Here is a 10,806-nt window from a genome sequence, read left to right as displayed (position 1 = left end):
CTGTACGATCCTCACTTGACGGTTTTAGAAGTTCGATTTATCCGTTTCATCCAACAATCACTCTTTGAGTTTATCCGGATTAAAATGAATGTCTAAAATCATACAAGCAGTCATAAATTTCAATCGCCGCTAAATCAATATTATCAAATACTAATTGGCTCTCTTGTTGATAGTGATCCACAATAAATTCTCCATTAACCTGATCGTAAATCACTTTGCACACTGGAACACCATACTGCTGAAACTCCCTCACCTGACGATCACCAGATTGATCCATTGACATCGCATCTAACCGACTAATAATCTTTTGCAAATTTGAATGAAGCAATACAACCCGTCCTCCTAAAATAAAAAGAGTTTAGTTCTCCTAAACTCCCATACTATTTTTTACTTTATCTGGTTTAACCATTAATGCAAACATCCCTGCAAACATGCCAAAGTAATAAGTTAGAATTCGCCATAAAAGCATCGCCAAAACCAATTTACTATGCGAAGTGGTAAAGCTGGTAAACAGAACTGCAAAGCTATACTCTGCACCCCCTGTTCCACCCGGAATCGGAAATAGCGAAATAATCATAAAGATTAACGTATGCAAGCTCATCGCCATAATCAAACTGACGCCATGGACATTTAATGCTAAGAGAATGAAGTAAGGAATAATGTAGTAAGCCATTAATTGCAAAATCGTGACTACCGCCACTTTGACTAATTTTCCATACTCAGACTTCATTTTAATGCTCTCTTGGTAAAAAGAATCTACCTTTTCATTCAATGAATCCTTAATTTCTTGATAACGTTGTTCCTTAACAAACCAACGAACTGGCTTAATCACAATATTCATCAGACGCTTAGTAAAGTTATACCAGTACATTACCATCAATAATGCCACAATCACACTTAAATGAATGACAAAGCCAAAAATCACTAACAATGCAAGGACATGTAGTTTCTCTTCAATATAGTGAAAGCCAATCAATAAACTAATAACGAAATTTACTACAATCATTGATTGAAAAACAACAAACTTCATTAACAATACCGAGCTTGCAATCCCACCATCAACACCAGACTGCAGCATTGCGACCAGTTGCGCTGGTTGCCCACCAGTTGAAAAAGGAGTAATTCCATTAAACAGTTGCTCAATTAATGGTAAACGTATGGCATCTTTCCACGTGAAGTTGGGATAACGATTCGCCATAAAGATCTTGACCGTGACCCCTTCAAAGATTAAATACAAACATATACATAACAGGTCAACTAAAAACCATCCCCAATTCATGGTTGCTAAATCAGCGCTAATCTGTTGTAAATTAGTATCCCTTAGTGAATACGCAAATATGCCAATGCCTAACAGCAGCATCGTTGTTAACACTAACCAATTCTTTCGCGACATATTACTTCTCCTTCGCCTGACTGGTATAGAACCGATACCAGATCTTAGCCAGATGATCTTTTGAGTACCGTTGTGAAGCTCGCCGTGCTTTATCACGCAACCCTTTCAATTCATCTGAATTATTACTCAAACGAGTCAGCTTACGTTGCATATCATCAACATCCGTCGCTGGTTCATAGTATCCTTCAATAATTGAATGGTAAAGAGAAAGATCACGGAGCATCACTGGCGTACCACAAGAAAAAGCTTCTAAAACCGACATCGGAAATAATTCATTATAAGATGGCAGTAAAAAAAGGTCCGCAACATTATTAAGTTCAGCAATTTCTTGTCGACTCACTATTCCCGGAAACCAGAGGTTTGCAGGCGGATCATCAACCACCCGCTTTAACTCCTTATATCCATCCGTCATGGCACCAAATGAAAACCCACCAGCCCAAATAAATTGAATGTCTGGATTTTGCCGGGCAAGTTGAATGAAGTCCGGAACACCCTTACGTTCCTGGACCTGGCCACTACCAAGCACCACGAATTTAGTCAACGGGATTTTAAATTTAGCCCGTAATCGTCGGCGTTGGGCATCATCAACCGGATAAAACTCCTTCGCATCAACAAAATTAGGAATATATGAAATCTTATTCTCCGGAATTCCATAAGCCACTAATTTAGGAATAAATGATGGGTTCACAACCACTAAATGATCCATCCGCTTATAAAATGCAATTACATAATGATAAAAGATCCCCCGGAATGGTTGTGGGATCTTCAAACTTCCTTCTAACGTTTCCGGCAAAAAATGAACATAGCCAATTTTACGACCACGTTTTTTGGAAAAAGTTGAGAAATAAAAAGGTAAATCAATTGTGTGGTAGTGACTAATATCACTAGCCCGCCACTTATTAATCTCAATATCGAACTCTTTGCTAAAACGCTGTCGCAGCATTTGAACCAGCTCTAAATAAGCACTGCCAACCCCCTGGCCTTTCACCTTATCAGCCGACGAATACATTGTAATCTTTAACATTAGAGTCTCCTTGAACGATGAAACAAGTGTCGACGCTGCTGTTGTTTAAGGGCACTTTCCTGATCTAAACGATTTTGACATTCTTCATAAAAATCGAGGACCCGCTTAGCAAATACCGCCGCCGAAATATCATGCAATTTTTGCTGACGTTTAGCAACGGCTTCAGCCCGGGGCGGATTCTTCAAATAATTCAAAACCCCGTTGACCAGTTCAGCCCGCCGCTGAAAACTAATGCCAATTCCTGGATCATCAATTAGTTGATCAGTATACTTGCTCCGGCGAACCACAATCGGCAAATCAGAAGCGAGTGCTTCATCATAGGTCAAGCCTTGAGATTCAGAATCAGATGCCGAAACAAAAACATCCGCCATTTGATAATAATGGTGAACTTGATCATTATTGACCTGGCCCGCAAAAGTGACGTGGTCCCCTAAGTTCATTTCCCGAACCTGACGTTCTAACGAGGAACGCGCGGGGCCATCACCAACAATTAATAACTGCGTAGCTGGTTCTTGGGCAACAATATCAGGCATGGAGTTAATCAATTCTTGAATATTCTTTTCAAACGCGAGGCGACTCAGCGACAGCATCACTGGGGTATCAGCTTTAAAACCATACTTTTGGCGAATCGCTGCTTTCTGTTCATCAGTATCGCGAAGCTTATACACGCGTAAATTAACTCCCGTCGGAATGATCCGAATTGGTGACTCGACGTGATAACTTTCAAGCGTATCTAACACTCGTTCACTCGGAGCGATAATTCCTGACATATTCTTAAGATATAAATGCGCTAAGCGAGCCACATCCTTTGGCTTGAGAATGCGCCCATTGGCAATATAGTGAAGATAATCCTGGTACATTGTGTGGTAAGTATGCAGGCAGGGAATCCCCATCTCCTTCGCGACCATCTTTCCCATTACTCCAAGTGAAAACTCGGTCTGATTATGAATGATATCTAATTGAAGTTTACGAGCAATACGGAGGGCTTTAAACCAGCCACTGAACGCAATTCGCCGATCCTTAAACGAAACGAACGGGACACTGGCAAAGCGATAAATCCCGTCTTCAGGACTATCCGTTGCCCGCGGGTCTGAGGATGTAAAAATGTAAACGTGGTGGCCCTGCGCAATTAACTCATCTCGTAAGGTCTTAATGGATGTCGCCACGCCGCTTACTTGTGGAAAATATGTATCTGTAAACAGTCCGATATTCAAACGAAATTCTCCTTTTTCAGCGTTTTTAACTCTTAATAACACATTCTAATCATTTTAAACTTTCTCAGCTTTTGTCGCAAGTCAAAACCCGCACCAGTAAAATCACAAATCACTAATGCGGGTTAGAATTAATTTTGTTCTGCTTGATAAAGTTCTGGTAAAGAGTGTTTGATTAACTGTTCGACTTCGTTTGCATTCTCTAAAGCGAGTGCTTGATGCAATAGTGGCTGTAGTTGCCGAACTGACAAACCACTAATGAGGTGCCTTAACGGTAAAATGTGATCACTAGGAACCGAAAATTCATCCAATCCCATCGCCAAAAGCAATGGCTCTGCAACATGGAGGGCCGCCATATTGCCACATAAACTCACCCACTTACCTTCGTGATGTGCCTGGCGAATAACGTGCAAGACGGAACGGAGCATTGCCGGATGCAACGTCTGCAATAGTGGTACCACCTGACTATTAGTACGATCAACCGCAAATAAATACTGTGCAAGATCATTTGAACCAATGCTAAAGAAATCTGCATATTGAGCAAACTGATCAATCATTGTCACGGCTGCTGGCGTTTCAACCATCATCCCGACTTGAACATTATCAGGAATCTTAATTCCCTCATCAGTAAGCTGTTGCCGTTCTTCATCAACAATCTGCCGCGCTTGGCGAAACTCCGCTAATGTTGTCACCATTGGAAACATAATCGCGATTTTGCCATAAGTTGCCGCCCGCAGTAGCGCGCGGATTTGTGGACGCAGTAACTCTTGATGAGCTAATCCGAGCCGCAGGCCTCGCAACCCCAGCGCCGGATTGTTACCATCATCATAACTCGCGTCCTGAACTAATTTATCACTACCAATATCGAGTGTCCGAACCACAATTAGTCGTTCTGGCATGGCAGTGGCGACCTGTTTATAAATAGCAAATTGGGCATCCTCACTGGCAAACCGGGCGTCCTCCATCAGCATAAATTCCGTCCGGAATAAGCCAACGCCTTCCGCACCACTATGAGTAATTGTATTAATCTCGTCTGGCAAGGACATGTTCGCAGCAATCCGAATCCGCTGCCCATCAGTACTGCGCGTTTCCTGGTGTTTTAACTTACCAAGGGCACTATTTTCACGAGCATACTGGCCAGCCATTTTTTGATATTGATCAATCTCCTGCGGTGAAGGTTGTAAAATAACTTTTCCGTGAATGCCGTCCACAATCGCCACCATGTCATCATGAGCATATTTAGTCACTCCATGAGTCGCTACAACACTGGGGATAGCTAGTTCTTCGGATAGCAAAGAGAAATGTGATGTTGCACCACCTTCATCCGTTACCAGGGCAGCTACTAATTGGCGATCTAGGCGGACGACCTGAGTTGGGCTAATTGAATGAGCAATCACAACGGCCCGGTGATCCAAATTAGCAACGTCAGGAATTGGTTCTTGTAATAAATGGCTCAAAAGGCGCTGCCCAAGGTCATGAACAACCCCCACCCAAAAGGGACTGCTAACTGCAATCGTGGAAAGTTTTTGCAATCGATCTACCAACTGTTCCACTGTCCACTCAGCGGTCCAGTGATTTTCAATCAACATATCCATCGCCAGTTGGCGGACGGCTGGATCATTTATGACGGTCTGGAGCGTTCGAATGGTCATAATGGGTCGACCAAATTCTGCTTCCGCTTGGTCGCCAATTTGTCGCAAATCATGGTTAATTAAAGAAAAAGAATCACGAAGCCGCTCTGCTTCATGATTCTCATCATCCGCGACCTTATTAGGTGCGGCCAGACTGGATGCCCCCATGACATAGACCGGTGCGATGGTAATTCCACCACCGGCTGCAATGCCGTTGAGTGTGTGGGACATGATTAGTCAGCCAGTCCTTCCTTCTTCATTGTATCTTCGATTGCTGCGATAGCGTCCTTTTCGTCGTCACCTTCAGCAGAAATTGTTACTTCAGCGTTTTGACCAACACCAAGTGACATTACACCCATGATGGACTTCAAGTTAACACTCTTACCGTTGTAAGTTAAGGTAATGTCTGAAGTAAACTTTGAAGCAGTTTGTACTAAAATCGTTGCAGGACGTGCGTGGATTCCAGTTTCAGCAGTAATAGTAAAATCACGTTTTTCCATTATAATCATTCTCCTTAGAACAATAATAGTTAAGCAGCACTTTTCGCGCTTTACTTTGTTTTATTATAGCGATTGTAAGCGGTAAATACAAGCGTAAAAATTACGATTCAGCCCGCTCACTAATTAGATGATAGTGAATTTCTCCACCGTGCTTTGCATCCCCTTCAATTTGGGAACGGTACTGATAACTTTGAAACACATCTTGAAAATCCATAAACTGTTCCGGTTTAATGATCAGTTCTTTCACCTTTCCCGCATGCAGTTGATCCAATTGTGCTTGGTAATCAATTTCTGGCAATCCATCATCCCCTTTGCAAATTATCTACTATATTATACATGATTTCCAGTTCGATTTAGCAATCATTCATAAAGAGTGCTAAAATTTATTTAGATGCTTGAGTGAATAAGTGGCGCTACCGCTTGATACAACAGCGTTTATTCACAATTCACTCAATCAGTGCATTTCCTTGCTTTCTGAAAAAAAGTAAGTATAATTATAATCAATAGTCAAGAAAGGTCAAACTTTTTTGAAATTAATGAAGGAGGTATCTTTCGACAATGTTATGTCAAAACTGTCACGAAAATCCTGCAACCATCCATCTACAAATGATGATTAATGGTCAGAAAATGCAGGTAGACCTCTGTCAAAAATGTTATGAAGAATTTAACAATCAACAATTAAATATGATGAATGGAGGAAATGATATGAATAATGGCGGATTTGCGTTCGGTAACATGGACGACTTTATGAAGGCGCTCAATAATATGCAAAGTCAAGCCGCAGCTGGGGCTGCTCAAGGTCAACGTCAAGGCGGTAATGGTCGCGGTGGTAAAGGCGGCATGCTCGCTCAATTTGGGATCAATATGACGGACCTCGCCCGGCAAGGAAAAATTGATCCAGTCATTGGCCGTGACAATGAAATTAAGCGGGTCGTTGAAATTCTTAACCGGCGGACCAAGAACAACCCCGTTTTAATTGGCGAAGCCGGAGTTGGTAAGACCGCGGTGGTTGAAGGACTTGCCACTGCGATCGTATCCGGTGACGTTCCAGAAAAACTGCAGAATAAGGAAATTATCCGTTTAGACGTGGTTTCCCTTGTGCAAGGAACTGGAATTCGTGGTCAATTTGAACAACGGATGCAACAATTAATTAAGGAAGTTTCGAAGAACCCGAACATCATTCTCTTTATTGATGAAATCCATGAAATCATGGGTGCCGGAAATGCGGAAGGCGGCATGGATGCCGGAAACGTTTTGAAACCAGCCCTTGCACGTGGTGACTTCCAATTAATTGGTGCCACGACCTTAAATGAATACCGGAAGATTGAAAAGGACGGTGCGATGGCTCGGCGGTTCCAACCAGTGCAAGTGGAAGAACCTTCCGTTGACGAAACTATTCAAATCTCAAACGGGATCAAGACCCGTTACCAAGACTATCACCACGTCAAGTACACGGATGATTCCATTGTGGCCGCTGCTAAGCTATCTGATCGTTATATCCAAGATCGGTTCCTGCCAGACAAGGCGATCGACCTCTTAGATGAAGCGGGTTCACGGAAGAACTTGACTTTAAAGAATGTCGATCCGGCCGCAATTGAAAATGAAATCCACACCGCTGAAGCACATAAGCAGCAAGCCGTTGATAATCAAGACTATGAAAAAGCGGCCTTTTATCGGGATCAGGTTACTCGCTTGACCAAGGCTAAGAAAGCCGCTGAAGAAAACAAAGTTGAAGATGAAGCAACGGTAACCGTTAAGGATATGCAGGATATTGTTGAAGAAAAGACCAACATTCCGGTCGGTGATTTGCAAAAGCAAGAAGAAACACAACTCAAGGATCTTGACAAAAAGCTTGACGCTCACGTTATTGGACAAACGGAAGCTGTCGATAAGATTGCACGGGCTATTCGCCGGAACCGGATTGGTTTGAACAAGTCCGGCCGACCAATTGGTTCCTTCCTCTTCGTGGGTCCAACTGGGGTTGGTAAGACTGAAACTGCTAAGCAATTAGCACAACAACTCTTCGGCTCAAAGGACGCCATGATCCGTTTCGACATGTCCGAATACATGGATAAGATGTCAACATCCAAGTTAATTGGTTCTGCCCCTGGATATGTTGGTTACGAAGAAGCTGGTCAATTAACCGAACAAGTTCGTCGGCACCCTTACAGCTTGATTCTCCTGGATGAAGTTGAAAAGGCGCATCCAGATGTCATGCACATGTTCCTACAAATTCTGGACGATGGACGTTTAACCGATTCCCAAGGCCGTACCGTTTCATTTAAGGACACCATCATCATCATGACCTCGAATGCCGGTTCTGGTGATGCCGTTACCAGCGTTGGGTTTGGTGCTGAAGCTTCTGGCAACACTTCATCCGTTTTGGATAAGCTAACTAATTACTTCAAGCCGGAATTTCTGAACCGGTTTGACGATATCGTTGAATTTAACGCCCTCACTAAGGATGACTTAATGAAGATTGTCGACCTGATGATTAAAGACATTAACACAATGTTGGCAGATCGCAACTTACACATTGACGTTCCAGAAGATGTTGATGAAAAGTTAGTCGAACTTGGCTACAACCCGAAGCTGGGAGCACGTCCATTACGGCGGGTAATTCAAGAGCAAATTGAAGACCGAATCGCCGACTTTGTTCTGGACAACAGTGATGCCCACAACTTGGTTGCCAAAATGGATGGCGATCAAATTACGGTGGTGGCAAAGGATGACCACCAAGAAACAGTCACAACAGAAAATAACGACTAATTTAGACTAACCTAAAGGGATCGTGTCATAAGTAATTCTGCTAGATGGAAATACGAATGGCGCGGTACGCAAATGGGCTCCAGTGCTCGGTCAAGCCGAACTCTGGAGCCCTATTTGCACTCGCGGGGGGGCGTGAAAACGAAGCCATAAATGGCTTCTGTCACGCTCCCTTTCTTTGCAGGTGCCTTAGTAGTGGCAATGCAATTAATGGTGTCACCACCGCGGTGATAATTAACTCCACCACCCCGTTGGTTCCAAGAATGACCGCTAAAGCATTAAGCAGTCCTGATTGATGAACATGGTAACCAGCAGCAACCGCCGGGGTATTCGCAAATAAATAAATTCCCCCAAGGACCAACATCGAATTGGTTAACGATGCCAATGCTCCGGATAAACTGGCCGCAATGCGTTCACTTCGTTGACGGACAATTTTGAACACATATCCAGCAACAATCCCCACCATTATCCGTGGTAAAACAGCGATGAAGGGATTAGTAAAAATCAGTGGTGCCAATGGACTGCTGGGGTAAACAAACGCCCTGATCCAGGTTAGAACTCCCCAGGCACCACCAATCACCGCCCCATCTAAGGGGCCAAAAAGAACCGCAACCACCGCGACCGTGATCGGTAACGTTGTGATTGAAAGCGGACCAATCGGTAGGTTGCCAATAAATGGTAACAAGTCTTGTAATACGATTAACACAATTAACATCGTGCGTCGGGTCATATTGTGGATTTGCTGACGTTGACGATTCATGATTATCTCCCTAAATTTGATGAAGAAATTATAGCATACCCAGTAACTAAAAAGCTCGTCATTTCTGACGGGCTTTTTGTGTATAAATTTAGTCGATTTTTTCTAAATAATGATACTTTAAAATATCATCATCCGTAATTGGCGTATTTTGCCCCTTTGCATACGCACGACTCCATGGCGTACCTAAGTTATGGGTAGGATTTTCGTCATCATTCTTAAAGCTGTTCGTCTTTTGAAAATACTGCCCGTATTTTTTAACAACTCCATCTAAATATTGCTTAATCTTTGGTTTAGCTGCAATCTTTTGTAAAAAATCAAATTGGTAATTCATAGTTTCTGGTGAATATTTAATCCATTTCCAGATATCATAATCAACTGGTCCATGAGAAAAAGCAATAAAATGAGCGTTAAAGGGTCGTTGATGGAATTCCGTTAAAAAACCTGCATAACCATAATATAGGACCTTTTGTAAGGAAAAGGCATCTAAATGATATTTGGTTTGTAGATATGAAGCAATGTCCTCATCATTTAGTTCACTTTTGCTTTTCATATCAGAGATAAATGATTCCAAGGACGATTCATACTGAACATCTTTAAAATATGGGTCCTTTTCTTTTAAAGCTTCCAAGGAGGCATCGCGAGTCGATAAAGTATGGATACTGAACGACAACGGAATGTTTTTAATTAAATGACTGATCTTTTTTTCTTGTTCTTCAATTTTTTGATAATGTGTTGAGGCAAAACGGTAAGCCAATTTTTGCCTACGATATGTCACTAATAGTATTAATTGAATCATCGTTACTTACCTCCTTCTTTTAGTATATCATCCCGCTCCTGATTATGCCTTAGATGGGCAGTCACGTTCTCTTGTTCATCTTTCTGATCCCAAATCTGTAATTCCCATGGAAAAGTCATATTACTATCCTTGAAATAACAATGAAACGCATGGTAGTTATGATCATCACGATGGTAGAAACGACTGATTATTTTTTGTTTCTTTAAACAATTCAACAAAGCTCTGATCTGATCATAATTATCGTTAACATTTGGTAAAATGATTCGCATTCCCATAAGATCGTTAATAACTTTAATGATCGGATATTCCCCATCACTTTCTTCAGAAATACTTTTTGCTAAAACTTTATGATATGCGGTGTCATACTGCTTTACTCTCATTCTCAAAAACTCTGAATATTTTAGCAACCCCTTTCCAATAATTGCAGACTGGGCTTGGGTAAGACTATTAATATAAATAAACATCTGAACTAAAAAATCATCATTCAGCGCTTCGGCGCAAGACAACTTTCTTAAATTCGCTTCAAATGGATACTTAGAATAATAAAATTCACAAAATGTTTGATAGTTTTGGTGGATTATTAAGATAATTGTTTCAATCTGATCGGTAACCATTAATTTTATCCTCTCACTGGTTAAAACGTATGTTCGCTATTAAATTTTAGCATAGCTAATTTGATTTTCCTATACTTATTTAAAGAATGTTAAGATCACTCTCTCCGCCAG

General features: G+C 41.8%; 11 protein-coding genes. 1 reads left to right on the top strand and 10 read right to left on the bottom strand.

Going from position 1 to position 10,806, the window contains the following annotated elements; genetic code table 11:
* Nucleotides 1-79: 79 nt before the first annotated feature.
* The 7 genes from HMPREF0501_RS05060 to HMPREF0501_RS05030 form a co-directional block, all read right to left on the bottom strand.
* Nucleotides 80-328, bottom strand: a complete 249-nt coding sequence (locus HMPREF0501_RS05060; protein WP_006916806.1) for a DUF1797 family protein — start codon at nucleotides 326-328, stop codon at nucleotides 80-82.
* A gap of 39 nt (nucleotides 329-367) precedes the next feature.
* Nucleotides 368-1,393 (bottom strand): lysylphosphatidylglycerol synthase transmembrane domain-containing protein, encoded by a 1,026-nt coding sequence (locus tag HMPREF0501_RS05055; protein ID WP_006916805.1) that lies wholly within the window; start codon nucleotides 1,391-1,393, stop codon nucleotides 368-370.
* Between the two features lies 1 nt (nucleotide 1,394).
* Entirely contained in the window at nucleotides 1,395-2,417 is a 1,023-nt protein-coding gene (locus HMPREF0501_RS05050; RefSeq protein WP_006916804.1) for a glycosyltransferase family 4 protein, read from the bottom strand.
* Nucleotides 2,417-3,631 carry a glycosyltransferase family 4 protein gene (locus HMPREF0501_RS05045; protein WP_006916803.1) on the bottom strand — a complete coding sequence of 405 codons (1,215 nt, stop codon included), beginning with the start codon at nucleotides 3,629-3,631 and terminating at the stop codon, nucleotides 2,417-2,419. The genes HMPREF0501_RS05050 and HMPREF0501_RS05045 overlap by 1 nt, the downstream gene beginning before the upstream one ends.
* A gap of 128 nt (nucleotides 3,632-3,759) precedes the next feature.
* A complete protein-coding gene (gene ptsP, locus HMPREF0501_RS05040; RefSeq protein WP_006916802.1) occupies nucleotides 3,760-5,490 on the bottom strand; it encodes a phosphoenolpyruvate--protein phosphotransferase in 1,731 nt (576 codons plus the stop codon).
* 2 nt (nucleotides 5,491-5,492) lie between these two features.
* The gene (locus tag HMPREF0501_RS05035; protein WP_006916801.1) at nucleotides 5,493-5,759 is read right to left on the bottom strand and encodes a phosphocarrier protein HPr; all 267 of its coding nucleotides are present in this window, start codon (nucleotides 5,757-5,759) and stop codon (nucleotides 5,493-5,495) included.
* A 100-nt stretch (nucleotides 5,760-5,859) separates the two neighbouring features.
* Nucleotides 5,860-6,057, bottom strand: coding sequence for a hypothetical protein (locus HMPREF0501_RS05030; protein WP_006916800.1), 198 nt, complete (start codon nucleotides 6,055-6,057; stop codon nucleotides 5,860-5,862).
* A 260-nt stretch (nucleotides 6,058-6,317) separates the two neighbouring features.
* Here HMPREF0501_RS05030 and HMPREF0501_RS05025 point away from each other — a divergent pair, with 260 nt between their 5' ends.
* Nucleotides 6,318-8,528 carry an ATP-dependent Clp protease ATP-binding subunit gene (locus HMPREF0501_RS05025; RefSeq protein ID WP_006916799.1) on the top strand — a complete coding sequence of 737 codons (2,211 nt, stop codon included), beginning with the start codon at nucleotides 6,318-6,320 and terminating at the stop codon, nucleotides 8,526-8,528.
* A gap of 160 nt (nucleotides 8,529-8,688) precedes the next feature.
* On the opposite strand, the gene HMPREF0501_RS05020 is transcribed toward HMPREF0501_RS05025, so the two are convergent.
* From HMPREF0501_RS05020 to HMPREF0501_RS05010, 3 genes are all read right to left on the bottom strand, one after another.
* Nucleotides 8,689-9,285 carry an ECF transporter S component gene (locus tag HMPREF0501_RS05020; RefSeq protein WP_006916798.1) on the bottom strand — a complete coding sequence of 199 codons (597 nt, stop codon included), beginning with the start codon at nucleotides 9,283-9,285 and terminating at the stop codon, nucleotides 8,689-8,691.
* Nucleotides 9,286-9,373: 88 nt separating this feature from the next.
* Nucleotides 9,374-10,081, bottom strand: a complete 708-nt coding sequence (locus HMPREF0501_RS08565; protein ID WP_006916797.1) for a hypothetical protein — start codon at nucleotides 10,079-10,081, stop codon at nucleotides 9,374-9,376.
* A gap of 2 nt (nucleotides 10,082-10,083) precedes the next feature.
* Entirely contained in the window at nucleotides 10,084-10,695 is a 612-nt protein-coding gene (locus HMPREF0501_RS05010) for a hypothetical protein (RefSeq protein ID WP_006916796.1), read from the bottom strand.
* Nucleotides 10,696-10,806: the final 111 nt, after the last annotated feature.

The sequence above is a fragment of the Limosilactobacillus coleohominis 101-4-CHN genome, assembly GCF_000161935.1.
GTDB lineage: Bacteria > Bacillota > Bacilli > Lactobacillales > Lactobacillaceae > Limosilactobacillus > Limosilactobacillus coleohominis_A.
The sequence above is the reverse complement of the archived record's forward strand: the minus strand, read 5'-3'. Positions and strand labels throughout refer to the sequence as shown.

Coding starts and splice junctions, on each gene's coding strand:
- HMPREF0501_RS05055 (WP_006916805.1), bottom strand. CDS start 1,393: ATGTCGCGAAAGAATTGGTTAGTGTTAACAACGATGCTGCTGTTAGGC.
- HMPREF0501_RS05050 (WP_006916804.1), bottom strand. CDS start 2,417: ATGTTAAAGATTACAATGTATTCGTCGGCTGATAAGGTGAAAGGCCAG.
- ptsP (WP_006916802.1), bottom strand. CDS start 5,490: ATGTCCCACACACTCAACGGCATTGCAGCCGGTGGTGGAATTACCATC.
- HMPREF0501_RS05035 (WP_006916801.1), bottom strand. CDS start 5,759: ATGGAAAAACGTGATTTTACTATTACTGCTGAAACTGGAATCCACGCA.
- HMPREF0501_RS05025 (WP_006916799.1), top strand. CDS start 6,318: ATGTTATGTCAAAACTGTCACGAAAATCCTGCAACCATCCATCTACAA.
- HMPREF0501_RS05020 (WP_006916798.1), bottom strand. CDS start 9,285: ATGAATCGTCAACGTCAGCAAATCCACAATATGACCCGACGCACGATG.
- HMPREF0501_RS08565 (WP_006916797.1), bottom strand. CDS start 10,081: ATGATTCAATTAATACTATTAGTGACATATCGTAGGCAAAAATTGGCT.
- HMPREF0501_RS05010 (WP_006916796.1), bottom strand. CDS start 10,695: ATGGTTACCGATCAGATTGAAACAATTATCTTAATAATCCACCAAAAC.